At 68.6% G+C, this 23,575-nt stretch carries 24 protein-coding genes; 17 read left to right on the top strand and 7 right to left on the bottom strand.

Features of this window, described 5'->3' with window-relative positions; genetic code table 11:
• Positions 1–149: 149 nt before the first annotated feature.
• On the bottom strand, positions 150–1,145 hold the full coding sequence (locus SK803_RS45220) for a M64 family metallopeptidase (protein ID WP_319972437.1): 996 nt from the start codon (positions 1,143–1,145) through the stop codon (positions 150–152).
• Between the two features lie 129 nt (positions 1,146–1,274).
• Here SK803_RS45220 and SK803_RS45215 point away from each other — a divergent pair, with 129 nt between their 5' ends.
• The 4 genes from SK803_RS45215 to SK803_RS45200 all read left to right on the top strand — a co-directional run bounded on the left by SK803_RS45215 (position 1,275) and on the right by SK803_RS45200 (position 5,904).
• Complete coding sequence (locus SK803_RS45215) at positions 1,275–2,051, top strand: cytochrome c biogenesis CcdA family protein (protein ID WP_319972436.1); 777 nt, start codon at positions 1,275–1,277, stop codon at positions 2,049–2,051.
• Positions 2,052–2,092: 41 nt separating this feature from the next.
• Entirely contained in the window at positions 2,093–3,568 is a 1,476-nt protein-coding gene (gene resB / locus SK803_RS45210) for a cytochrome c biogenesis protein ResB (RefSeq protein ID WP_319972435.1), read from the top strand.
• Positions 3,568–4,491, top strand: coding sequence for a c-type cytochrome biogenesis protein CcsB (ccsB, locus tag SK803_RS45205; RefSeq protein WP_319972434.1), 924 nt, complete (start codon positions 3,568–3,570; stop codon positions 4,489–4,491). Before resB ends, ccsB begins: the two co-directional genes overlap by 1 nt.
• 102 nt (positions 4,492–4,593) lie before the next feature.
• Positions 4,594–5,904 carry an AAA family ATPase gene (locus SK803_RS45200; RefSeq protein WP_319972433.1) on the top strand — a complete coding sequence of 437 codons (1,311 nt, stop codon included), beginning with the start codon at positions 4,594–4,596 and terminating at the stop codon, positions 5,902–5,904.
• Positions 5,905–5,967: 63 nt separating this feature from the next.
• Here SK803_RS45200 and SK803_RS45195 read toward each other — a convergent pair whose 3' ends face one another.
• Positions 5,968–6,135, bottom strand: coding sequence for a hypothetical protein (locus SK803_RS45195; RefSeq protein ID WP_086667950.1), 168 nt, complete (start codon positions 6,133–6,135; stop codon positions 5,968–5,970).
• Positions 6,136–6,192: 57 nt separating this feature from the next.
• A complete protein-coding gene (locus SK803_RS45190; protein WP_030473853.1) occupies positions 6,193–6,399 on the bottom strand; it encodes a BldC family transcriptional regulator in 207 nt (68 codons plus the stop codon).
• Positions 6,400–6,717: 318 nt separating this feature from the next.
• Here SK803_RS45190 and SK803_RS45185 point away from each other — a divergent pair, with 318 nt between their 5' ends.
• From SK803_RS45185 to SK803_RS45145, 9 genes are all read left to right on the top strand, one after another.
• On the top strand, positions 6,718–7,182 hold the full coding sequence (locus SK803_RS45185; protein ID WP_319972432.1) for an Lrp/AsnC family transcriptional regulator: 465 nt from the start codon (positions 6,718–6,720) through the stop codon (positions 7,180–7,182).
• Between the two features lie 4 nt (positions 7,183–7,186).
• Positions 7,187–7,456, top strand: coding sequence for a DUF4229 domain-containing protein (locus SK803_RS45180; protein ID WP_319972431.1), 270 nt, complete (start codon positions 7,187–7,189; stop codon positions 7,454–7,456).
• Positions 7,457–7,483: 27 nt separating this feature from the next.
• A complete protein-coding gene (locus tag SK803_RS45175) occupies positions 7,484–8,572 on the top strand; it encodes an L-cysteine desulfhydrase Cds1 (protein ID WP_319972430.1) in 1,089 nt (362 codons plus the stop codon).
• A 64-nt stretch (positions 8,573–8,636) separates the two neighbouring features.
• Positions 8,637–8,933: a hypothetical protein gene (locus SK803_RS45170; protein ID WP_319972429.1), complete on the top strand. Its 297-nt coding sequence runs from the start codon at positions 8,637–8,639 to the stop codon at positions 8,931–8,933.
• Positions 8,930–12,355: a hypothetical protein gene (locus SK803_RS45165; protein ID WP_319972428.1), complete on the top strand. Its 3,426-nt coding sequence runs from the start codon at positions 8,930–8,932 to the stop codon at positions 12,353–12,355. The genes SK803_RS45170 and SK803_RS45165 overlap by 4 nt, the downstream gene beginning before the upstream one ends.
• Complete coding sequence (locus SK803_RS45160; RefSeq protein ID WP_319972427.1) at positions 12,355–12,771, top strand: hypothetical protein; 417 nt, start codon at positions 12,355–12,357, stop codon at positions 12,769–12,771. Before SK803_RS45165 ends, SK803_RS45160 begins: the two co-directional genes overlap by 1 nt.
• Complete coding sequence (locus SK803_RS45155; protein ID WP_319972426.1) at positions 12,768–13,751, top strand: hypothetical protein; 984 nt, start codon at positions 12,768–12,770, stop codon at positions 13,749–13,751. Before SK803_RS45160 ends, SK803_RS45155 begins: the two co-directional genes overlap by 4 nt.
• Entirely contained in the window at positions 13,751–14,212 is a 462-nt protein-coding gene (locus SK803_RS45150) for a hypothetical protein (RefSeq protein WP_319972425.1), read from the top strand. Before SK803_RS45155 ends, SK803_RS45150 begins: the two co-directional genes overlap by 1 nt.
• Positions 14,212–14,613 carry a hypothetical protein gene (locus tag SK803_RS45145; RefSeq protein ID WP_319972424.1) on the top strand — a complete coding sequence of 134 codons (402 nt, stop codon included), beginning with the start codon at positions 14,212–14,214 and terminating at the stop codon, positions 14,611–14,613. The genes SK803_RS45150 and SK803_RS45145 overlap by 1 nt, the downstream gene beginning before the upstream one ends.
• 6 nt (positions 14,614–14,619) lie before the next feature.
• Here the strand turns inward: SK803_RS45145 and SK803_RS45140 are convergent, their stop codons facing one another.
• From SK803_RS45140 to SK803_RS45125, 4 genes are all read right to left on the bottom strand, one after another.
• Entirely contained in the window at positions 14,620–15,492 is an 873-nt protein-coding gene (locus tag SK803_RS45140; RefSeq protein WP_319972423.1) for a 1,4-dihydroxy-2-naphthoate polyprenyltransferase, read from the bottom strand.
• Positions 15,493–15,538: 46 nt separating this feature from the next.
• A complete protein-coding gene (locus SK803_RS45135) occupies positions 15,539–16,645 on the bottom strand; it encodes a hypothetical protein (protein WP_319972422.1) in 1,107 nt (368 codons plus the stop codon).
• Between the two features lie 76 nt (positions 16,646–16,721).
• Entirely contained in the window at positions 16,722–17,753 is a 1,032-nt protein-coding gene (gene menE / locus SK803_RS45130; protein WP_319972421.1) for an o-succinylbenzoate--CoA ligase, read from the bottom strand.
• Between the two features lie 9 nt (positions 17,754–17,762).
• Positions 17,763–18,665, bottom strand: coding sequence for a 1,4-dihydroxy-2-naphthoyl-CoA synthase (locus SK803_RS45125; RefSeq protein WP_319972420.1), 903 nt, complete (start codon positions 18,663–18,665; stop codon positions 17,763–17,765).
• Between the two features lie 71 nt (positions 18,666–18,736).
• On the opposite strand from SK803_RS45125, the gene menD reads away from it, so the two are divergent.
• The 4 genes from menD to SK803_RS45105 all read left to right on the top strand — a co-directional run bounded on the left by menD (position 18,737) and on the right by SK803_RS45105 (position 23,334).
• A complete protein-coding gene (gene menD / locus SK803_RS45120) occupies positions 18,737–20,311 on the top strand; it encodes a 2-succinyl-5-enolpyruvyl-6-hydroxy-3-cyclohexene-1-carboxylic-acid synthase (protein ID WP_319972419.1) in 1,575 nt (524 codons plus the stop codon).
• A 55-nt stretch (positions 20,312–20,366) separates the two neighbouring features.
• The gene (locus SK803_RS45115; RefSeq protein WP_319972418.1) at positions 20,367–21,881 is read left to right on the top strand and encodes a M1 family metallopeptidase; all 1,515 of its coding nucleotides are present in this window, start codon (positions 20,367–20,369) and stop codon (positions 21,879–21,881) included.
• A gap of 118 nt (positions 21,882–21,999) precedes the next feature.
• The gene (locus tag SK803_RS45110; protein WP_319972417.1) at positions 22,000–22,548 is read left to right on the top strand and encodes a GrpB family protein; all 549 of its coding nucleotides are present in this window, start codon (positions 22,000–22,002) and stop codon (positions 22,546–22,548) included.
• A 33-nt stretch (positions 22,549–22,581) separates the two neighbouring features.
• Positions 22,582–23,334, top strand: a complete 753-nt coding sequence (locus tag SK803_RS45105) for an SDR family NAD(P)-dependent oxidoreductase (protein WP_319972416.1) — start codon at positions 22,582–22,584, stop codon at positions 23,332–23,334.
• The last annotated feature ends 241 nt before the right edge of the window (positions 23,335–23,575 follow it).

Below are 23,575 nucleotides of genomic sequence, written 5' to 3'. Positions count from 1 at the left end.
TGCCTGGTTGCAGCAAGTGCTGAGGCACGACTCGTGACGGGACCACCCACCGGAACCTCCCGTTTCAAGCGTTAAGGACGCCTCGGCTTCGCCTTTGGGTCGCCTCGCCTTCGGCTTCGGCTTGAGGGCTCGGCTTCGCCGTTGCCGGTCTAGTTGGCCGGGGGTGGGCCGGGGGCCGTTTCGAAGTTCAGGCTGGGGATCTTGGCCTTGAAGGCCTTGATCATGGCGTCCCTGCCGATCGAGTTGAACTCCTTGCCCAGCGTTCGCATGATTGAGTTGGCTGTGGGGCGGTACAGGCCCGTTTTGTAGTAGCGGGCGCCTTCTACTGGGGCGATCACGCCGCCGTCCGGGGATGGCTGGCCCAGGTATTGGCCCCACTTTGCGCCGGTGGGGTCTTTGGTCACGTTGATTTCGATTGGTTCGGTGCCGGTGTAGGCGAGGTACGGGTAGTCGTATTCGTCGGCCAGGCCGCCGATCGAGTGGCCCAGTTCGTGGATTGCGATTTGGCCTGCTTGGGCGTTTGAGCCTGCTGCGGTGGCCACTGAGCCGCCTGCGCCGCCGTATTTGGTGGTGTTGCCCAGGGCGATCACCTGGTCTGCCTGGGGGGCTAGGGCGGCGAATTCCCTGGCCTTTGTTTCGTTCACGCAGAGGAGGCGTTCGGTGTTGGCGTCTCGGCCTTGGCACCAGAAGCCCATGTCCAGGGCGGTGTCCTTGAGGAGGCCCTTGGTCGGGTCGTGGTCCACACCGGACTCGTTCGAGACGACGTTGACCTGCCACACGTTGAAGTACTGCTTGTAGGCGGCGAAGGGCTCGACGGCTGAGAGCTCGTTCCACTTGCTCAGCACGTTGGCGGTGTAGGTCGCCTGGTCATCGGCTGTGTAGCCGTCGCCTACGAAGACCAGGTCGAAGGCGTCGGCCGGGTTGCGGTCGCCGAAGATCTTCGTCACCTCGGCCGCGGCTGCGGCGCGGAAGTCTGTTGGTTCCTCGGCTGGGGCCTTTGGCGTGAGGGTTTGGGTGATCGAGCCGTCTTCGTTGAAGACCTCGCGCCATTCCATCGCCGGGGCCGCGCCACCGGCTGGTACCTGCGTGAACAGAGCCAGCGTGGCGACCGTGAGCGCCGGGAGGATCAGCCGGGAACGATGCATGCGCTGACGCTAAGCAACAGTGATGTCACCCACAAGCGGCAATCGTCGGTACTTATGGCCCAAGCCATGTGTCGGGTGAAAGTGGTGCCGGTCGTCGCGTGATCTGGGCAACTACCTACTCTGAGGTGTGTGAACCCCACCGATCTGGCGATCTCCGGGCCTCTGCTGCTGGCCACCGGGGTTGCTTTGCTCGCTGGGTTCATCTCGTTCGCGTCGCCGTGTGTGGTGCCGCTCGTTCCCGGATACCTGGCGTATCTCGCTGGGCTCGTTGGTGCTGAGGCGCCTCGGGTGGAGGCGAACGAGCCGCCGAAGGCCGGGCGGTGGCGGGTGGCTGGGGCCTCGTTGCTGTTCGTGCTCGGGTTCACGGTGGTGTTCGCGTTGGCCTCCATGGCGATTCTTGGGGCGTCGGACGCGTTGTTCTTGAACGCCGATCTGTTCCAGCGCATCGGTGGCGTGGTCACGATCCTCATGGGACTGGTCTTCATCGGGCTCGTTCCGGCGCTGCAGAAGGACTTGCGGTTCCACGCCAAGCCTCAGGCCGGGTTGCTCGGGGCGCCGTTGCTCGGGGCGGTGTTCGCGCTCGGGTGGACGCCGTGTCTCGGGCCGACGCTGGCTGGGGTGCTTGCGGTTGCGCGGAGCACCGAGGTCGGGTCGTCGACGGTGCGCGGGGCGGTGTTGGTGCTGGCTTACTGCCTTGGGCTCGGGTTGCCGTTCGTGGTGCTCGCGCTCGGTGCGCGGTGGGCGTTGGGCGTCACCAAGTGGCTGCGCACGCATGCGCGGCAGGTGCAGATTTTTGGTGGCGTGCTGTTGATCCTGGTCGGCATCGCGTTGGTGACCGGGCTCTGGGGTGAGTTCGTCGGGTGGCTGCGCTACTCGTTCGTCGACGTCGTGAGGCTGCCGCTCTAGTGATCGCCTTCCTTCGCAACACCTGGCGCGGACTCACGTCGATGAGGACCGCGCTCACGCTGCTGTTCTTGTTGGCGCTGGCGGCGATGCCCGGTGCGTTGCTGCCGCAGTTGTCGTTGAACGCCGCGAAGGTCGACGAGTACATCGCCCAGCACGGGTGGTGGGGCGATGTGCTGTTGAAGCTCGGGTTCTTCGAGGTGTACGCCACGCCGTGGTTCGCGGCGATCTACCTGCTGCTGTTCGTGTCCCTCGTCGGGTGTCTGCTGCCCCGCACGTGGGAGTACTTCAAGCAGATGCGCGCGAAGCCGGTGCTGACGCCACGCAACCTCTCGCGGATGCCGCACCACGCGCAGGCCGAGCTCGACGTGGCACCGGAAGTGGCTGTCGCCAAGGCGAAGAAGGCTTTGCGCGGCTGGCGGATGGACGTCGGCGAGGACACTGTCAGCGCCGAGCGCGGGTTCCTGCGCGAGACCGGCAACCTGGTCTTCCACTTCGCGTTGCTGGGCCTGCTGGTGTCGTTCGCGCTGGGCAAGATGTTCAGCTACGAGGGCCAGATCATCGTCCAGGCCGACGGCGGGCAGTTCTGCAACGGCGGCATCTTCAACTACGACTCGTTCCGGCCCGGTCTGCAGGTCGACGGCACGGACCTCACGCCGTTCTGCGTCGAGATCGGCAAGTTCTCCGCCGAGTACCTCGACAACGGCCAGCCCGTCGGTTACCGGGCCGACATCCGCTACCAGTCGGGCGAGGACCTCGCGTCGAACACCTGGAAGCCGTTCAACCTCCAGGTCAACCACCCGCTGCGGACCGGCGGCGACCGTCTCTACCTGCTGGGCCACGGGTACACGCCGACGTTCACGGTGACGTTCCCGAACGGCGAGAAGCGCACGCAGGGCATTCAGTGGCTGCCGTCCGACCAGCTCACGCTGGCCTCGGAGGGTGCGACGAAGTTCGATCCGCCGGGCATCACGGACTCCGAGCAGCGGCGCAAGAACCAGATCGCCGTGACCGGGCTGCTGGCGCCGACGCCGTTGCTGCACGGCACCATCCTGAACTCGAAGTTCCCCGCGCTGAACAACCCGATGGTCGCCGTCGACGTGTACCGCGGCGACCTCGGTGTGGACAACGGCCGCGGCCAGTCGATCTTCTCGATCGACATGAAGATGGTCGAGCAGGGCCGGTTGCAGAAGGTCGCGCGCAAGAACCTCGCGCTGGGCGAGGAAATCGCGCTCGACGACGGCACCAAGGTGCGGTTCGACTCCGTGAACGACTGGGTGTCGTTGCAGGTCTCGCACGACCCGACGCAGGGGTACGTGCTGTTGTTCGCCATCCTGATCATCCTCGGCCTCGGGGTGTCGCTCACCGTCAAACGCCGCAGGGTGTGGGTGCGTGCGACCCGCCAGGACGACGGGCGTACTTTGGTCGAGGTCGGCGGGCTTGCCCGCACTGACCAGGCAGGATACGGCGAGGAGTTCACGCGGCTGGCCCGCGCGGTGCTGAACGAGGAGAAGTCCTGATGCCGGTCAACGAGACCCTGGCGACCTACAGCGACTGGCTGTACCGCAGCGCGCTCGGTGTCTACCTCTTCGCGATCCTGCTGTACGCGGTCGAGCAGGCGTTCGCGCGTGCCCCGCGCAAGGCGGACGCACTGGTCGGTGCCGGTGCGCCGGTGCCCGGCATCCTCACCGACGAGCCGAAGAGCGAGCTGTCCAGGGCCGAGCGCATCGGCCGCATGGGTGCCGCGATGACGGTCCTCGGCGCGGTGCTGCACCTGGGTTCACTGGTGATGCGCGGTCTCTCCGCAGGGCGCGCGCCCTGGGGCAACATGTACGAGTACATGTCGCTGCTGTGCCTCGCCGCGGTCGTGACGTGGATCGTGCTGATGGCGAAGTTCCCGATCCGCCGCCTCGGTGCGTTCGTGCTGACGCCGATCCTGGTTCTGCTGTTCCTCGGCGGCACCGTTCTGTACGCCGAGTCCGCGCCCGTCCAGCCGGCGCTGCGGTCGTACTGGCTGGTGATCCACGTCTCGGTGATCTCGATTTCGTCCGGCGTGCTGCTGATCCCCGGCGTGACGTCGATCCTGTACCTGCTCAAGGACAGCAAGGCCGACCGCTTCCCCAAGTTGCCGTCCGCCGACGTGCTCGACCGGATGTCGTACCGAACCACCGTGCTGGCGTTCCCTCTGTTCACCGCGGGCATCATCTGCGGCGCGATCTGGGCGGAAGCCGCGTGGGGCCGGTTCTGGGGCTGGGACCCCAAGGAGACGGTGGCGTTCGTCTCGTGGGTGGTCTACGCGGCGTATCTGCACGCGCGGGCGACGGCCGGTTGGCGTGGTCGCGGGGCCGCTTGGATCAACGTCGCGGGCTTCGCTCTCAACGTGTTCAACCTGTTCTTCATCAACTTGGTCACTAGCGGGTTGCATTCGTACGCAGGTCTCTAACGAGTTAAGCACCCAGGTCGATGGAACCGTTGCCGGTTGCGTACCGTCGCAACCTGGGGGTCGGGGAAGTCCTGGTCCCTCTTGCTCAGGAGGGCCACAGCAGTGACATGGCAACCACCGGGTGAGGAACAGGGCTCCGGCCCGCAGTACGTCGACCCGCAGGCGGCGGCCTACCTCGACCCGCAGCAGTCCGGTCCGCAGCACGTCAGCGGCGGACAATCAGGCCCTTACCCCGTGGGTGGCAACCAGTCGGGGCCCTATCAGGTGCCCGGCAACGCCTCCGGCCCTTACTCCGTGTCCGGCGGGCAGTCCGGTTCGTATCAGGTGGGCGGCGGCCAATCGGGTGCTTACCCGGTCACCGGTAGCCAGTCCGGGCCGTACAGCGTGGGTGGCGGCCAGTCCGGTCCCCACAACACGGCCCAGAACACCGCGCAGTACGGCCAGTTCGCCGGTGCGCAGTACCCGAACAACTTCCCGCAGCAGGAGTACCGCTCGCAGGCCGAGCAGGTGTCGTCGCAGCAGCTGATCAAGAAGGAGAAGCGGCCGCCGACGTCGGGCTGGCGCAAGTCGCTGCACTCGCTCACCGGTGGCGCGGTCAACCTCGGCGAGAGCCCCGCTGACCTGCGTCGGCGTGAGCTGATCGGGCGGATCAACCAGCCGCTGCGCGGGTGCTACAAGATCGCGATGCTGTCGCTCAAGGGCGGTGTCGGCAAGACCACGACGACGACCACGCTGGGTTCGACGTTCTCGTCGCTGCGGGGCGACCGGGTGATCGCGGTCGACGCGAACCCGGACCGCGGCACGCTGGCGTTGAAGATCCCGCGGGAGACCACGGCGACCGTGCGGCACCTGCTGCGCGACGCCACGCGGATCACGAAGTACAGCGACGTGCGCGCGTACACCTCGCAGTCGCCGGCGCGCCTCGAGGTGCTGGCGTCAGAGCAGGACCCGGCGGTGTCGGAAGCCTTCAGCGAGGAGGACTACCGGCGCACGGTGGCGTTGCTGGAGCACTTCTACAACATCGTGCTCACGGACTGCGGCACCGGTCTCATGCACTCCGCGATGAAGGGCGTGCTGGACGAGGCCGACCAGCTGGTGCTGGTGTCGTCCGGTTCGGTCGACGGCGCGCAGACGTCCGCGGCGACCCTGGACTGGCTCGAGGCGCACGGATACCGCGACCTGGTCGCGAAGTCCGTCTGCGTGATCAACTCGGTCCGCCCCAAGTCGGGCAAGGTCGACCTCGACAAGCTCTCCGCGCACTTCCAGCAGAGGTGCCGTGCGGTGGTTCGCCTGCCGTTCGACGAGCACCTCGAAGAAGGCGCGGAGATCGCGCTGGACCAGCTCGCGCCGGAGACCCGGCTCGCGTTGCTGGAACTCGCCGCCGTGGTGGCGGACGACTTCCCGCACTCCTAGAGCCGGTCAGGTACCGCAGTCAGACCCGCGAAAGGGGCCCCGGGGTCGGGGCCCCTTTTCCGTTCACTCGTCGCGCTTGCGCTGCTCGTCGAGCTTGCGCAGGAACTCGGGGTCGTCGTCGGGTGCGATCACCTTGCGGCCCGGCGTGTACTCCGAGTGCTGCGGGGCGAACGCTCGCCACACGAGCACGGCCACGGTGAGCGCACCGATCACTGCCAGCAGGTAGATCATCTGGTCGCCACCTCCCTTTGCCACGAGATTACCCGCGGCACAGGGATTACTACGGTTTCAGTGCCGTACGGGTTCAGTGGCCTCGGTGGTCAGCTCCGAAAGCAGAGCCTTCACCTCCGTCTCACGGAACCTGCGGTGTCCTCCAGGCGTGCGGATCGAACCGATGCGACCTGCGGTGGCCCACCGGGTCACGGTCTTCGGGTCGACCCGGAACAGATTGGCGACTTCCCCAGGCGTCAACAGGCGCTCGGTGGCTGCAGTCACTCGTCCTCCTCAGATCAGACGTTCCGGTCTGATCGTGGCATCTGACCCATCAGGTACTCGAACGCTTGTTTTTTGGTAAAGAGGTAGTAAGGGACGACCGGGGCGAACCGGACATGTGTCTGTGCCCATGGCCGCTGCTTCGCAGACGGCGGCGAGTTCGCCTGGAAGTCGGTCGTCCGGCCACCGCTTCGCCACGGATTGGGCTTCGCCGAATCCGTGGCGAAGGGGTAACCGGACGACCGACGCGAACTCGCGGGTCCAACGTGCGCATGTGACCAGGACTACGTGGGCGCACACGTGGGGCATAGGGTGTTCCGGGTGGATGCTCTTGATCGACAGATCATCGCCGCACTGCGCGCCAACGGACGGGCCACGTACGCCGATCTCGGCAGGAAGGTCGGCCTGTCCGCCTCCGCCGTGCACGAGCGGGTCGGGAAACTCGAGTCCAGCGGCGTGATCGTCGGGTATCACGCGGTCGTCGACCCCAGCTCGGTCGGCCTCGGCGTCACCGCGCTGATCGGCATCCACCCCACCGACATCGCGGACGACAACGAGGTCGCGGTCGCGCTGGGCGAGCTCATCGAGGTCGAGTCCTGCTACCGGGTGGCGGGCGACGAGTCGTTCATCGTGAAGGTCCGGGTGGCGACGGTCGACGACCTGGAGCGCTCGCTCGGGCGGTTGCGGCGCATCCCCGGCGTTGCCCGTACGCGCACGACGGTGGTGCTGTCCACGCGGTTCGAGGGGCGGCCGAACACCGGCGACGAGGACGACGACGTAACCTGAACGGGTGCTCGGTCGCGATGTGACGCTTTACGTTCTCGCCCGCCTTGGTCTCGTGGCGGTCGTGACGGGCGTGCTCATGCTGGTCAAGGTTCCTTTGCTGCCGGCGCTGGCCGTCGGCGTCGTCGTGGCGTTGCCCGCGTCGTTGTTCCTGTTCAAGGGGCTGCGGCAGCGTGTGGCGGTCGGGTTGAACGAGCGCCAGGCCGTGCGTCAGTCCGAACGGGACAAGCTGCGCGCCGAACTCCGTGGTGACGAAGGTCCTCTCACCCAGGCGTAGGACGTTTGCGCCGTTATCGTGCCCGCTGTGAGTACTTCTGTTGACCGGTGTTGCAGCAGGACCAGGCACTGGGTGCGCGAGGCCGTCGGGATCATCGAGGCGGACGCGAACCGCAGCGCGGACACCCATCTGCTGCGTTATCCGCTGCCGCTCGACTGGGGCATCGACCTCTACCTCAAGGACGAGTCGACGCACCCCACCGGTTCGTTGAAGCACCGGCTGGCGCGGTCGCTGTTCCTCTACGCGATCTGCAACGGCTGGATCACCGGCGGCACCCCCGTGATCGAGGCCTCCTCCGGTTCCACGGCGGTGTCCGAGGCGTACTTCGCCCGGCTGCTGGGGCTGCCGTTCATCGCCGTGATGCCCCGCTCGACCTCGGCCGAGAAGGTCGCGCTGATCGAGCGGCAGGGCGGCAGGTGCCACTTCATCGACGATCCGTCGACCATCTACGACGAGTCGCGGCGGCTGGCCTCCGAGCTCGACGGCCACTTCATGGACCAGTTCACGCACGCCGAGCGCGCGACGGACTGGCGGGGCAACAACAACATCGCCGAGTCGATCTTCGACCAGATGAAGCTGGAGCCGTCGCCGGAGCCCGAGTGGATCGTGGTGGGCGCCGGCACGGGCGGTACGTCGGCGACGATCGGCCGGTACATCCACTACCAGAAGCTGAACACGCGCCTGGCCGTCGTCGATCCCGAGCACTCGGTGTTCTTCGAGGCGTGGCGGGACGGCAACCCGGATCTCGTGGCCACCCGCGGCTCCGGGATCGAGGGGATCGGCCGGCCGCGGGTGGAGCCGTCGTTCATCGGCGAGGTCATCGACCGCATGATCAAGGTGCCGGACGCGGCGTCCGTGGCGACCATCCGGTACGTCGAGGACCTGCTCGGGCGGCGGGTCGGCGGTTCGACCGGAACGAATCTCTGGGGAGCGTTCGAGATCGTGGCCCAGATGAGGCAATCTCGCACGCGCGGGAGCGTGGTCACTCTGCTGTGTGACGGCGGCGAGCGTTACGCGAACACCTACTACGACGACTCATGGGTATCCGCACAAGGCATGGACCTCACCCCGTGTCTTGAACGCCTGAACAACTTCCACCGCACGGGGAACTGGTGACGAGAGTTGTGCGTCACAGCGTGACCTGAGCACCTGAGTCCGCAGGGGGGACGCTGTGTCGTCGATGTTCACCGACGCGGCCGAGCTGCGCGCGTACGCCGAGTACCTGCGCACCGAGGCGCAAGAGTTCGAGACGATCCGCAAGTACGTCCACGCCACGGCGTGCGACAAGGCGGGCTTCATCGGCCTGCTCACGTTGCTGCAGCCGGGCGTGGACATCGTGCGGGCCCTGTTCGACGAGACGCTCGACTTCGGCAAGTCCAAGCTGGAAGGCTCGGCGTCCGCGGTGGACGCGACGGCCGACTCCTACGAGGCCGTCGAGCGCGCTCAGATGGCGATCTTCAACAGGATCCTCAAGTGACCGCGACGGGGTACCACGACCCGCGTCCCGTCGCGGCGTCGCTGAAGCAGCCGGACGTCGACACGGCGTCGCTGAACGAGATCCTGCAGGACCAGGGCTGGGGCGTTCAGGCCGTCAACTGGGTGTTCGAGGCCGTGACCGGCGAAAGCCTGGTCTCCACGATCATCACGCCGATCACCGGCGACTGGTCGAAGATCCGCGCCGACGGCGACGCGTGGCGCATGGTCGGCAACGCGATGAACGACGTCTCGTACAACCTGACCGACGCCGTGGGCAAGGTGCGCGAGCACTGGGACGGTGACGCCGCCCGAGCCCACGAGAAGTACGTCGCCCTCGGCTGGAAGGCCGCCCTGTTCGCGGAGATGGGCGTCGCCCAACTGATCGCGAAGGGCTTCGACACCGTCGCCTCCGGCGCCGAGGCCCTCGGCAAGCAGGCCGCACGGCTGCTGGACTACTTGGTCAACAAGCTGCTCGAGGCCGCCGCCACCGTCTGGATCCCGCTGGCCGGCTGGATCAAGGCCGCCGAGATGGTCTGGAACGCGTACCAGATCTACCGCCGTGTCATGGAAATCATCGACACGGTCAAAAAGCTCATCGCCGACGTCAAGTCCCTGTTCGACGCCGTGGGCCGCGTCTTCTCCGCCATCGGCAAGCTGAAGGACGCCGACTCCCTCGCCGAGGCCATGAACGCCACCCAGGAGGTGGCCGAGGCCGGCCGAGACGTCCGCAACGCGGTCAAAGACATCCGCGACGACATGACGTCCATCAAGGACTCGGCCACCGAGATCGCCGACCGCGGCAACGACATCGGCTCGAAGGTCCGCGAGGTCTACGCCCCACCGGGCGGCGACTCCTCCGACGGCACCAAACCGGCGGCCGTCTCCGCCGTGGCCCCCGGCGGCGCCCCGGTGGCCCCGCCTCCCACCGTGCACGGCACCCCCGACGCGCCCACGACCCACACCGCCGCTGCCGCCGGCCCAGCCGTGTCCGCACCTCCGTCGATGGGCTCAGGTTCCGGCGAGGGCTCCGGCTCCGGCGTGATTCCCTCCGGCGGCGGGGGCTCTGGCTCCGGCTCCGGCGTGATCCCCTCCGGCGGCTCGGGCTCCGGCTCCGGTGGCGTGCCAGCCACCCCGCACGGCTCCTCCGGCGGCCCCGCCGCGCCTCCACCGCGCCTCGACACCACGCACGCCGCCGCAGCGGCCCCCGCAGCCGCCCCACCGTCCTCGCACCAGACCCCGATGGGCGGCGCGATGCCGATGGGCGCCCCCATGGCTCCCGGCGGCGGTGGCGGCGACCAGACACGCAGCTCCGGCTCCCGCCCAGGCGCGGGCGGCGTCCCGGCCTTCCCGTCCGCAGGAGCCCCCTCCGGCCAGGCCAAGCCTCCCACCAGCGGCCTGCCCTCCCCGCCCAGCTCAGGCCTCCCCACCCCGCCCAGCCACGCCACTCCCGGCACCGGCACCCCGGGTTCCGGCGGCCCGCGTCCCGGCTCAGGCCTGCCCACGCCTCCGTCCAGCCCTGCCTCGGGCACGGGCGGCTCGCACTCGACGCCAGGCACACACCCAGCGCCGGGCTCTGCCGGCACGCCGCACACGTCAGGTTCTGCTGGCACGCCGCACACGCCAGGCTCTGCCGGCACGCCGCACACGCCAGGCTCTGCCGGCACGCCGCACACGCCAGGCTCTGCCGGCACGCCGCACACGCCAGGCTCTGCTGGCACGCACCCGTCGCCCGGTGGCCCTGGCAGCGGCCTGCCGACCCCTCCGAACTCCGGCGGACACCCGTCCGGCACCGATGGCACCCACCCGGCACCGGGTGGTTCCGGCTCCGGCCTGCCCACCCCTCCCGGACACCCGACCGCCGGCACCGGCACGGCAACGGCCCCAGCTCCCGCCGGCTCCGGCGGCGGCCTCCCGTCGCCTCCCGGCCACCCGACCCCGAGTTCAGGTGGCGGCCTGCCCTCCCCGCCGGATCACCCGTCCCCGAGCTCCGGCGGCGGCCTGCCCTCGCCTCCCGGCCATGCCAGCCCGAGCGCTGGTGGCGGCCTGCCCTCGCCTCCCGGACACCCGAGCCCGAGCCCGGACCACCCGTCGCCGACCGGCTCAAACGGCACGCCCACGGCTCCGTCCGGCACCACGCCTCACGACTCGTCGAGCACCCGTCCGCACGACACGACGCCGTCGGGCACGACTCCGCACGACACGACCCTGCATGACGGTGGGACGCGTCCGCACGACACCACGCCCACCGGGTCGACCGACACCAAGCCGCACGACACGCCTGATGGCACCAAGCCCCACGACACGACACCGAACGAGTCCGGCACCAAGCCCCACGACGCGCCCGGCCAGCCCAACGACACCGGCAAGCCTCACGACACCGATGGCAAGCCTCACACCGACGGTCAGCCGCACGACACGGACACCAAGCCCGACGACGGCAAGCCCCACGACACCGACACCAGCGGAGCCGAGGGCGCCCTGCCGCAGGACCCCCAGCCCGACCACGACCCCACCCCGGCCGACCGCGACGCCGGTCACGACGCCGACCCCAAGCCCCACGGCGACGACGCGGCCACCAGCCACGACGGCCAGGAGAACGCCCCGAGCAGCCCGCCGACCGGGCCGGACCTCAAGGGCCACTTCGACGCCGCCGCCATGGCCGCGCAGGGGCAGGGTTACCAGCACCAGCTCGAGCAGATGCTGCCCAACCAGGCCGACCGGGACCGGTACGTCGAGCTGAGCCAGAAGCTGACCACCGAGCTCAGCCCGCAAGAGGCCCAGCACGTGGCCGACGTCCGCAACCAGATCAAGGTCGACACCGGCGACATCGTCACCAAGGCGCTCAACCAGGGTGCGCTCAGCACCTACCTGCCGGACCAGCCGCACGCACCTGGCAGCAAGCAGGAGAACTGGCAGAACCAGATGGGCGGCTCGATCGCCAGGGGCCAGGACGTCGTGCCGATCAACACGCCCGCGGGTCTGCGGGACGGGCTGGCGCTCGACGACAAGGGCAAGGGCTGGACGCCCATTCCCGAAGGGGCCCAGACCGCGATGCAGTTGCGGTACGAGGTCACCGACCAGAACGCCGGGGCGCACAACGTGCCGTTCGGCGGGCCGAAGAAGGACGTGCCGGACTACAACATGTTCGGGCCACGGCAGGAGAGCGAGTACCAGTCGCCGCAGGAGCAGGCGCACTACGTGGCGTCGCAGCAACAGATGGCGGCGGCTGGCGGTGCTGCGAAGCCGTATGACGGCTACGACCCGTTCACCGGCACCGGCAGCACGATGGGTGGGTTGCCGGAGTGGCGTGTTGATGGCGGCACGCCGTTGCCTGATCGTGCCGAGATCTGGCAGGTGAACGCGGACGGAACTGAGAAACTGCACGCTGTGTACGACCGCAAGTTCGGCTGGACGAAGCTCTGATGACCCAGTACTCGCAGGAGATGGCCGAGTACCGCGGCGAGGTGTTCTTCGCGGGCGCCGAAGGCGTGGACCAGGTCTGGATCCGCAAGGTTCCCGGCACGGTCTACGCCAACGCCGAGGGCTTCGAGAAGTACGGGAACCGCGAGCTCAAGACGGTGAACGTCGACGAGCTCGACGCCTGGTACTTCGAGAAGATGACGGCCACCTGGCGCGGGCAGCCGTTCAACGTCATCGCCGTCGACGGCGGCAGGGCGGAGGCGGGGTATGCGGGCGGCGAGTACGTCTGGGCTGCGCAGAACGGGCTCGACGGCGACCAGTACAACGGTTACCGGGCCACGCTCGACGTCAGCGAGCTGGACAACGTGCAGGTCGACCGCACCGATTACCTGGCGCGGTGGAAGGAGAACCGGGGATGAGCACGCCACAGGCCGTGCGCAAGGCGGCCGGCATCGGGCCCGAGACGATCCTGCAGAAGATCGTGCACCCCGCGATCGCGCAGCTCTACCTGGGCAACGTCGTCGTGCCGGGCAAGTTCGAGCCGCATCGCGCCGCCGGGTTCGTGACGCGCGGGCAGGACTTCCCGCAGGGCACCTCCGACCAGTTCGCGGAGGTGTTCGGCGTCGACAAGGTGGCGGACTGGCCGCGCGGCACGCAGTACCTGCTGCGGTTCCTGGCCCACACCACGGAGATCTTCGACACCAGCTTCGGCGGGCCCACGCTCGAGGGCGCGCAGAAGATGGGCACGACGCGCGTCTACCCGGTGCCGTTCACGGGCACCGGCTACACGCCGAGCGCGAATCCCATCCCCGAGTACGTCATGGAGCTCGCCGAACTCCCTGCCGGTACCGAACTCTGGCGGTTCGAGCCGAACGGCGACGGGCGCAGTGTCGGCAAGTACCTCAACCGCCAGGTCGGCTGGGTCCCCACGGGTGACGTCGGCTTCGGGCCCGGAAGGTATTGGCAGGCCCCGGTTCCGCTGCGGCCGACCGTCCGGCGTGGACTGATCGGCCGGTACCGCGGGCAGGACTTCGACATCGACTTCGGCCCGACGCCGGGCTCCGTGTTGCTGCATCCCCTCGCCGGTCAGCCCACACCGCCGGACTTCACCGACGAGAACGGCGTCCAGTTCCTCGAGGTGCCGGACGCGGTCGTCGAAGACCTCAAGCTGGTCCGCACGGTCTGCACGTACCGGGGCGCGGAGTTCGAGATCATCGGCGTCCTTGGCGACCAGGCCGTGCTGCACTTCCTCGGCGAGAACTACGAAACGGCCCAGCAACTCGGTCTGTCCGAAGTAGACTTCCGGCAGTGGCGCACCCTCGCCCAGCGCAACGAGGTGAGTGACATTCGCGGCGACGCCAGGCCGGTTCAGCGCGGGCTCTTCGCGAGGGAGAACTGATGACCACCCCCAACGCGGGCCCCAACGACAGCTGGAAGCCGGCCGAGCTGCGTGCGGCGGAGGCGCAGGTCGACGCGCGCTTCAAGGAGGCGCAGGACCTCGCGAACCGCCTCAAGGACACGCCGCTGCCGCCGATCCCGCCCGTCGACTTCAAGGCGATCGCCCAGCAGGTCGAGCGGGCGGCGCAGGAGCGGGACGCGCCGGAGCAGCTGAAGGCCCTGAAGCGCAAGGTGGACGCGGGCGAGTTCTCCTGGGAGGACGTCGTCTCCGGCAAGGCCGCCCAGGACCCCGACGTGCAGGCCATGCAGCAGGAGAACGTCAAGAAGATGAAGCAGGCGTTCCAGATGCTCCAGGAGGGCATGACCGCCGACGAGATCATGAACGCGCAGGACCCGCGCAGGAACCGGGGTGACGACGGCGACGAGAACGCCCCCGACATCTTCACGGAGGACAAGTGGTGATGACGGCCTGGCGAACACCGGACATCCTCGCGGCGGAGGACTTCCTGACGGGTGCCGTCGCGGAGGCGGATCGCGCGATGCGGGCCGCCCAGCAGAACGTCAAGGGCAAGGAACCGTCCACTGAGGACATTCGCAGGGTGATGCAGTTCGCCAAGTCGAGCGACGCCTCACCCGCGATGCGTCAGCTGGCCGACCGCATCGCCCGCGGCGCCGGGCTGAGCTGGCGCCAGGTGCTCACCGGCGAGGCGGGCCACGATCCCCTGGTGCGCCAGGCACTCGAAGCCGACCGCGCGAAGCTCGACGAGCTGATCAAGGGCGAGACGGCACCGCCACCGGCCCCGCGCAGGCCCGCGCGTCAGGACGACGACGAGCCCACCCAGTTCACCGAAGACGCCTGGTGAACGAACTCAGTCGAGGAACAACCCCGTGCTGACGAGAACCGCCCACGCCAGCATCGCGATCCCGGTGAACTGCAGCACGGGGATCAGGTCACGGCCGCCACGCCCGGCGGCCACCCGGCGCACGGCGGGCAGCAACACCGGCGCCGCAAGGAATCCGAGCAACGCGTAAGGCACCCGCACGGTCATCCCCAGCGCGATCAGGAACGGCACCGCCACCAGCGCCAGGTACAGCCTGCGGGTGTCCTTGTCGCCCAGCACCACGGCCAGGGTCCGCTTGCCCGACACGGCGTCGGTCGGGATGTCCCGCAGGTTGTTCGCCACCAGCACCGCGGCCGAGATCGACCCCATCGCGATGGACGAACCGATGCCGATGCCGGTGATCTCACCGGACTGCACGTACAGCGTGCCCAGCACCGCGGCCGGCCCGAAGAAGAGGAACACCGCGATCTCGCCCAGGCCCGCGTAGCCGTACGGACGCTTGCCGCCGGTGTAGAACCACGCTCCCGCAATGCAGACAGCGCCGAACGCGAGCATCCACCAGTAGCCGGACATCGCTACCAGCGCGATTCCAGCCAGCGCGCCGATCCCGAGCGAGATGAACGCGGCCAGCCGGACCTTCGCGGGCTCCGCGGCACCCGAACCGGTCAGCCGGAACGGCCCCACCCGGTTGTCGTCGGTGCCGCGGATGCCGTCGGAGTAGTCGTTGGCGTAGTTCACGCCGATCTGCAGCGCCACCGACACGACCAGAGCGAGCACCGTGTAGAGCACGTTGAACTCGTCGATGTGGTGCGCCGCCGCCGCGCCGACGATCACCGGTGCGATCGAGTTCGGCAGCGTACGAGGGCGGGTCCCCTGGATCCACTGGACGACTGAGGCCATGCCTCCATCCTCCGCTATGGCCACTGAGGACCCGCCAACGGGTGTATCAGCAGCTAGTCGCTCCGGAGACGCCCGCCACGTAGGCCTTGGCGATGTGCTTGCCGGACGCGATCCGGTACCAGATGTTCGACGTGCCCTGCGTGCCCGACACCGACTCGCCGGTCAGCTGGCAGGTGACCCGCACCTGCGCGTAGTTCCCGGCCAGACCCACCTGCGACGACGAGGAGTTCGCGCCGCTGCGGACGTTCACGGTGCCGTTGGCGGCGGCCGTGCGGACCGTCCCGACCGGACCGGAGCCGGTCCACAGGTAGGTCACCGTCACCCACGAGTTCGTGGTCAGCTTCAGGCCGTCCCAGAACGTGCCGTCGGCCAGGTCGATGCCCGCCGGGTTCGCGACCTCGCGCCCGAACTGGTCCTTGCCGCCGTTGTAGTTGTTCTCGTACGCGGCCTGCGCCTCGGGCTTGCCCTGCGGCAGGTCCTTCCACATCTCACGGGTCGCGGACGGGTTCCAGTAGTCGTCCTTGGTGTTCCACGGGCCGACATCCCACACGGGCGCCCACTCGCAACGGCCGTTCGACGCGCACACCTGCACGCTGTAGCTGCCGGAGTTGTTGGGCGCCAGGCCGCGCCGCGACGGCAGTGCGACGAAGTGGTCGCGCGAACGGATCGTGTGGCCGTTCGCGGTCGTGCCACCGACCAGGCCCTCACGCGTCGCGTAAACGCGGTAGGACCGGCCCGCGGCAGCAGCGGTGAAGTCCTCGGCAGCGGCAGGTGCGGTCGTGGCCGACACCTTCACGCTGGAAGCCTTGCCGCTGTGGAGAACCACGCGGGTCTCCAGCGTCGAGGTGGTCACCGGCAACGTGACCGGCTGCGTGGCCGACGTCTCGTACCACTCGGTCCACTGACCGTCCGCACGCAGACCGCGCACGTCCACAACGCCGTCACCGGCCACCGACGCCGTGACGGCGTTGGCGGGCTGAGCGAGTCTGTGCGACCCGAGCGGGATCAGGCCGATCTTCGGCGAACCGCCCCACGAGACGGAGCGGCCGCTCACGTCGGCGGTCCACTCGTTCGACTGCGGTGCTGCCTGGGCAGGGGATGCCAGACCGGCGGTCAGCACCGCCCCGACGGCCAGCGGCAACAGGTAGCGCATGAGAAACCCCCATCGCTAACGCGCGCGGCTTGGGTCCGCGCGCTTCGCGGGGAGAGTTGTCCTCAGCGGTAAAGGTTCACCTAAAAGAGTCCGCAACAGCTGTTCTGTCGACTTTGCCCGGTCCGCGCAACGGCAGCTCGGACACGAACCTCACCAGCTTGGGCGCCGCCGCGCGTCCCACCGCCTCGGCCACCGCCGCCCTCAAATCGTCGACGGACGGCTCCGCGCCGCGCGCCACGACAGCCGCGGCGACGACCTGGCCCCACTCGTCGTCCGGCAGGCCGACCACGCAGGCCTCCAGCACGCCCTCAACGGTCGCCAGAGCCCGTTCCACCAGCACCGGGGGCACCTTCTCGCCACCGGTGACGATCACGTCGTCAGCGCGCCCGAGAACCTCCAGCCGCCCGTCGCGCAGTCGTCCGAGGTCGCCGGTGCGGAACCACTCGCCGAACGGCTCGCGCGCGCCGCGATAGCCCAGTGCCAGCACCGGACCGCTGATCTCGATCACGTCGTCGGTGCGCAGCCGGACGTCCCGCAGCGGCTCACCGTCGTACACACACCCACCGGCCGTCTCGCTCATGCCGTACGTCGTGACGACCTGCACGCCGAGCGCGCGCGCCTGCTGGAGGAGGTTCGGCGGGGTGGCCGCCCCGCCGATCAGCACGCCGTCGAACCGCCGCAGCGCCTCGAGCCCTGGCCCTTCGCCGGCGACGAGCCGGGACAGTTGCGTGGGCACCAGCGCGGTGTAGTGACGTCCCGGCTGGGTCAGCACCGGCCGGGCGGCCTGCGCGAAACCCATCGCCCGGAAGCCCTTCGACATGTCCAGCACTCCCGGCGTGGTGCCGGCGATGATCGACCGGACCAGCACCTGGACGCCGGCGATGTGGTTCGTGGGCAACGCCAGCAACCACGTGCCGGGCCCGGCGAGCCGCTCGTGGGTGGCCTCGGCGGACGTCGTCAGCGCGTCGGCGTCGAGCAGGACCGTCTTCGGCTCACCCGTCGACCCGGAGGTGGGCACGCCGAGCACGGCCCGCTTCTCCCAGCCGTCGAGCGGGCCGTCGATCAGGGGTTCTCCGCCGGTGAGCGCCGCGCGCAGTTCGTCCAGCACGTCGGCCGCTCAGAAGTAGTACGGGTAGTTCGACCAGTCGGGATCGCGCTTCTCCAGGAAGGCGTCCCTGCCCTCGACGGCCTCGTCGGTCATGTACGCGAGCCGGGTCGTCTCACCGGCGAACAGCTGCTGTCCCACCAGACCGTCATCGATCAGGTTGAACGCGTACTTGAGCATGCGCTGCGCGGTCGGCGACTTCCCGTTGATCTCGCGCGCCCACTCCAGCGCCGTGTTCTCCAGCTCGGCGTGCGGCACGACCTCGTTGACGGCGCCCATTTTGTGCATGTCCTCGGCGGAGTACGTGCGGCCGAGGAAGAAGATCTCGCGCGCGAACTTCTGTCCGACCTGCCGCGCGAGGTACGCCGAGCCGTAGCCGCCGTCGAACGAGCCGACGTCCGCGTCGGTCTGCTTGAACTTCGCGTGCTCCTGGCTCGCGATCGTGAGATCGCACACGACGTGCAGGCTGTGGCCTCCACCCGCCGCCCAGCCGGGCACGACCGCGATGACGACCTTCGGCATGAACCTGATCAGCCGCTGGCACTCCAGGATGTGCAGCCGCCCCGCCCGCGCCGGGTCCACCGTGTCGGCGGTCTCACCGGAGGCGTACTGGTAGCCGCTGCGCCCGCGAATCCGCTGGTCACCGCCACTGCAGAAGGCCCAGCCGCCGTCCTTGGGACTGGGGCCGTTGCCGGTCAGCAGCACGACGCCCACGTCCGACGACATCCGCGCGTGGTCGAGCGCCCGGTACAGCTCGTCCACGGTGTGCGGCCGGAACGCGTTGCGCACCTCCGGCCGGTTGAACGCGATGCGGACCGTGCCCTGGTCGAGCGCGCGGTGGTAGGTGATGTCGGTGAAGTCGAAGCCCTCGATCGGCTTCCACAACGACGGGTCGAAGAGCTCCTGATCTGCCACGGAGGAGACTTTAGGCTCCCGGTGCTGAGACCAGCGGGCGACCTCTCAGGTGTCCCGGTGACAATTGCGGGATGAACCCGTCCACGACGCAGGCGAGGGTGATCGTCGACGAACTGGTGCGCAACGGCGTCCGTCACGTCGTTCTGTGCCCCGGTTCGCGCAACGCCCCGCTGTCGTTCGCGCTGCACCAGGCCGAGCAAAAAGGCCTGCTCACGGTGCACGTGCGCATCGACGAGCGGAGCGGCGGATTCCTCGCGCTGGGCCTCGCGAAGACGGGCGAGCCCGCCGTCGTGACGTGCACCAGTGGCACCGCGGTCGCGAACCTGCACCCTGCCGTCATCGAGGCGCAGCTGACGAACGTGCCGTTGATCGCGCTGACCGCCGACCGCCCGGTCGACCTCTACCGCACCGGCGCCAGCCAGACGATCAACCAGCACGACGTGCTCGGCCTGCAGACGCTGCACATGCCGGAGGGCGCCGACGAGCCCACCACGCGCTCGCTGATCTGCCGTGCCATCGCCGCGGACGGCCCGTCGCACGTCAACGTGCCGTTCCGCCCGCCGCTCACACCTTCCGACGACGCTTGGCCCTCGCCCGATCGCAGCGGCCCGTGGACCGCGACCGACCGCACCTCCGGCGTCGAGACCCGCCCGTCCGGCCTGCCCGCCCGCACGCTGGTGCTGCTCGGCGAGGACCGTCCCGAGCGGCTCAGGAAGGCCTCCGAGCTGGGCTGGCCGGTGATCGCGGAGCCGACGGCGCCTGGTGGCCTGCGGCACGGCTCGTTGCTGCTCAACGCGGGCCTGCCGGAGCACCTGCGGCCGGACGCGGTGCTGGTCGTCGGCCGGGTGACCCTCTCCAGGGGCCAGCAGGCCCTGCTGGCCGGCACGCCGGTCGTGCACGCCGTCGGTGACCAGGCGCAGTGGCCGGACGTGCAGTTCACCGCCACGCGCGCGTCGACCTGGCTGCCGGAGCCCGCGCAGCTGGACGGAGAGTGGACGCAGGCCTGGCAGAGCGCGGTGAAGAACGTCAGCGTGGCCGTGGACGACCTGCTGGACGCCGAACCGTGGCCGACCGGTCTGCACGTCGCCCGCGACCTCACCCAGGCGATGCCGCCGGGCGCGATGCTGTTCGTCGGCTCGTCCAACCCGATCCGCGACGTCGACTACGTGGGCGAGCGCCGTGCGGACATCACCGTGCACGCGAACCGAGGTGCCGCGGGCATCGATGGCAGCGTTTCCACGGCCGTGGGTCTGGCTATGAACCATCAGGGTCCCGCATACGCGCTGATGGGCGACCTGACGTTCCTGCACGACAGCAACGGCCTGCTCGCCGACCGCCTGCCGGACCTCACGATCGTCGTGCTCAACGACGACGGCGGCGGGATCTTTTCATTGCTGGAACAAGGGGCTCCGGAGTACGACCGGAGTTTCGAACGGATTTTCGGCACCCCGCACGGGACTGATCTGACCGCTTTGTGCGCGGGCTACCGAATTCCGCACTCCAAAGTGGACGACCAGGACGAGTTCCGTAGCGCACTTGCGCGGCCGTCGGGCCTCCAAGTGGTGGAGGTGCAGGCAAAACGTGAAGACCTGCGCGGGTTGCACCAACGTCTCAAGTCGACTGTGTCAAACGTTTTCAGCAGATAGGAAACATACGTAAGTCGGTGGTTGGTAGCGCGAAAGTGTGGATAGCGTCGCGCGCATGTCGATCAGATCCAAGGCGACGGCCGCGGTCGCGTCCGCTGCCGCGATGACGCTCTTCGCGGGGACGGCGCTGGCGGCGTCTCCGGGTGCACCCGGTGCCGGCGACACCTACTTCCCGACGTATGGCAACGGCGGGTACGACGTCTCCCACTACGACATCAGGCTCAACTACAACCCGAACGGCGACCAGCTGTCGGGCACCACGACGATCCTCGCCAAGGCCACGCAGGACCTCACGCAGTTCAACCTGGACTTCCTGCTCAAGGTGAAGTCGGTCCGGGTCAACAACGCGCCGGCCTCGTTCGTCTCGGACGACGGCGAGCTCACGCTCACCCCGCGCGGCGGCGTGCGCAAGGGCCAGGATCTGACGATCGTGGTCACCTACGCCGACACGCCCTCCGCCGTGAAGGACCGCAACGGCTTCACGGCCTGGACCAAGACCACCGACGGCGCCCTGGCCATCGGTGAACCGGAAATCGCCTCCTGGTGGTTCCCGTCCAACGACCACCCGACCGACAAGGCCACCTTCGACGTCAACGTCGCCGTCCCGAACGGCGTCGAGGCGATCTCGAACGGCACCTTCGTCGGCCAGACCCGCCAGATCAACGGCTACACGCGCTGGAACTGGCGCAGCACCAAGCCGCAGGCGACGTACCTGACGTTCCTGACGATCGGCCAGTTCGAGATCCGCCAGTCGACCACGCCGTCCGGTCAGCCGTCGGTCAACGCCTACTCCGAGCGCCTCGGCGAGAGCGGTGACGCGGCCAAGGCGAGCATCGAGCGCACGCCCGAGGTCGTCGAGTTCCTCGTGGAGAACCTCGGCCCGTACCCGTTCGAGGCACAGGGCGGCGTCGTCACCCCGGACCTGGGCTACGCGCTGGAGAACCAGACCCGCCCGACCTACGACGACGCGTTCTTCCGCCGCGGCGCCAACACCTACGTCGTCGCCCACGAGCTGGGCCACCAGTGGTTCGGCGACTCGGTGTCGGTCCACGGCTGGCGCGACATCTGGCTGAACGAGGGCTTCGCCTCCTACATGGAGTTCCTCTGGTCCGAGCACGTCGGTGAGGGCACGGCGCAGGAGAACGCCGACTTCACCTACGACCTCTACCCGGCCGACAGCCCGTTCTGGGACGTCCTGCCCGGCGACCCCGGTGCCTCGAACGTCTTCGACGGCGCCGTCTACGACCGTGGCGCTCTCGCCGTGCACGCGCTGCGTGTTGCCGTGGGCGACGAGAAGTTCTTCGAGATCCTGAAGACGTGGGTGGCCGAGAAGAAGTACTCCGACGCCACCATCGAGGAGTTCATCGCGCTGGCGGAGCGGGTGTCGGGCCAGCAGCTCGACCAGCTGTTCCAGACGTGGCTCTTCACGAAGGGCAAGCCGGCGGAGGCTCCTGGCCGTGCGTCGGACGTGGCCGCGAAGTCGCTGTCGGTCGCGTCGGCCAAGGCCGCTGAGCCGAAGTCGCGCGCCAAGATCCAGCTGACGCACGAGCTGCTGGACGCGCACAAGTAACCGCTCGTCTGACCGCGATTTTCTGTCAGACCTGCTGAGTACGTTATGACGCAGGGGTTCCCAGTGCAGGGGGACCCCTGCGTCAGCGTGTTTCCGGGCCTGTGACGGGTGGCATTGATTGAGCGAGGAAATCCCTGCGTGGGCGTACGAGCGGGCCGAGATTCGTCCGCACGACCCGCGATGGGCCGTCCGCGCAGAGACAGAACGCGCCCACCTGGCCGACCTGCTCGGCCCCTGGCTCGTCGACGGAATCGAGCACATCGGCTCGACAGCCGTCCCCGGCCTCGCCGCCAAACCGATCGTCGACCTGGCCGCCTCGGTGACCGACCTGGACACCGCAGTCGCAGCAACATCCGAACACCTGACAGCAGCCGGCTGGTCCTTCGTACCCCCAGAGCTGGACCAACGCCCTTGGCGACGCTTTTTCGTCAAACCAGACCCAACAGGCCGGCGACGAGAAGCCCACCTCCACCTGATCCAGGCCGGCCACAAGAGGTGGACCGACCAGATCAGGTTCCGCGACGCCCTCCGCCGCGACCCCACCAAGGCGCAACAGTACGAGGACCTGAAACGTCAGCTGTCCCAAGCCAACGGACACGACCGTGAGGCGTACACGGAAGGCAAGGCAGCCTTCGTGGCGAGCGTTCTGGCCGCATCAATTGAGTAGCGGCCACCGACCCGTCAACACCAGGATCGGCCCATGCAGTCACGTGTCGCTCTGGTCACCGGCGCAGGTTCCGGCATAGGCGCAGGCATCGCCCAGGAACTGGCCACCCAAGGACACCGGGTAGCCGTCCTGGACCGAACGCCCGAGACCGCCACCGCGACAGCCGACCAGATCAAGGCATCAGGCGGCACAGCGCTAGCCGTCCACGCCGACGTGAGCGATCCCGCGCAGGTCACCCAGGCCGTGGCCGAGGTGACCGCGTCCCTCGGCCCGGTGGGCATCCTCGTCAACAACGCCGGGTTCGCCAAGGACAACAACGTCCTGGACATGCCGCTCGACGACTGGGACGCGGTCGTCAACACCCACCTGCGCGGCAGCTTCCTCATGCTCAAGGCCACCGCGCCGGCCATGCGCGAGACCGGTTGGGGGCGCATCGTCAACATCTCGAGCATCTCCGCGCTCGGCGACGACGAACGAGTCAACTACGTCGCCGCGAAGTCAGGCCTGGAGGGCTTCACCCGAGCCGCCGCGCTGGATCTCGCCCAGCACGGGATCACCGTGAACGCGGTCGGCCCTGGCGTTGTGCACACGAAGATGACCACTGTCTCCGCAGCGCGAGCGGGCCGGACGCTGGAACAGCATCTCGAAGCGCAGGCGAAGACGATTCCGGTCGGCAGGATCGGCACGCCGCACGACATCGCGCGTGCGGTGTTGTTCTTCGCCGCCGAGGACGCCGATTTCGTCACCGGCCAGGTCATCTACGTCAGCGGCGGACCTCATGGTTAGTGGCGTGGCTCGAAACGTTGGCGGTGAATTCACGCTCAGCAGGACGCCTCGCGGCACCGCCCCCGCGCCCCCATACGACTCCGGTATGAGGACGCGGGGGCGGCACCACGATGCGTCCGTCTGACCGCGAATTCGCACGGCAACGTTTCGAGCCACGCCGCTAGTAGTGCTTTGTTAGATGTGGTGGCAGTTCTGAGTGGGTGATGTGATCTTCTTGTCGGGTGACTCCGGAGGAGATGGG

The sequence above is a fragment of the Lentzea miocenica genome, assembly GCF_033949945.1.
GTDB classification, from domain to species: domain Bacteria; phylum Actinomycetota; class Actinomycetes; order Mycobacteriales; family Pseudonocardiaceae; genus Lentzea; species Lentzea miocenica.
This window is presented reverse-complemented; position numbering and strand designations above follow the sequence as displayed.

Coding starts and splice junctions, on each gene's coding strand:
- SK803_RS45220 (WP_319972437.1), bottom strand. CDS start 1,145: ATGCATCGTTCCCGGCTGATCCTCCCGGCGCTCACGGTCGCCACGCTG.
- resB (WP_319972435.1), top strand. CDS start 2,093: ATGAGGACCGCGCTCACGCTGCTGTTCTTGTTGGCGCTGGCGGCGATG.
- ccsB (WP_319972434.1), top strand. CDS start 3,568: ATGCCGGTCAACGAGACCCTGGCGACCTACAGCGACTGGCTGTACCGC.
- SK803_RS45195 (WP_086667950.1), bottom strand. CDS start 6,135: ATGATCTACCTGCTGGCAGTGATCGGTGCGCTCACCGTGGCCGTGCTC.
- SK803_RS45170 (WP_319972429.1), top strand. CDS start 8,637: ATGTTCACCGACGCGGCCGAGCTGCGCGCGTACGCCGAGTACCTGCGC.
- SK803_RS45160 (WP_319972427.1), top strand. CDS start 12,355: ATGACCCAGTACTCGCAGGAGATGGCCGAGTACCGCGGCGAGGTGTTC.
- SK803_RS45155 (WP_319972426.1), top strand. CDS start 12,768: ATGAGCACGCCACAGGCCGTGCGCAAGGCGGCCGGCATCGGGCCCGAG.
- SK803_RS45150 (WP_319972425.1), top strand. CDS start 13,751: ATGACCACCCCCAACGCGGGCCCCAACGACAGCTGGAAGCCGGCCGAG.
- SK803_RS45145 (WP_319972424.1), top strand. CDS start 14,212: ATGACGGCCTGGCGAACACCGGACATCCTCGCGGCGGAGGACTTCCTG.
- SK803_RS45140 (WP_319972423.1), bottom strand. CDS start 15,492: ATGGCCTCAGTCGTCCAGTGGATCCAGGGGACCCGCCCTCGTACGCTG.
- SK803_RS45135 (WP_319972422.1), bottom strand. CDS start 16,645: ATGCGCTACCTGTTGCCGCTGGCCGTCGGGGCGGTGCTGACCGCCGGT.
- menD (WP_319972419.1), top strand. CDS start 18,737: ATGAACCCGTCCACGACGCAGGCGAGGGTGATCGTCGACGAACTGGTG.
- SK803_RS45115 (WP_319972418.1), top strand. CDS start 20,367: ATGTCGATCAGATCCAAGGCGACGGCCGCGGTCGCGTCCGCTGCCGCG.
- SK803_RS45105 (WP_319972416.1), top strand. CDS start 22,582: ATGCAGTCACGTGTCGCTCTGGTCACCGGCGCAGGTTCCGGCATAGGC.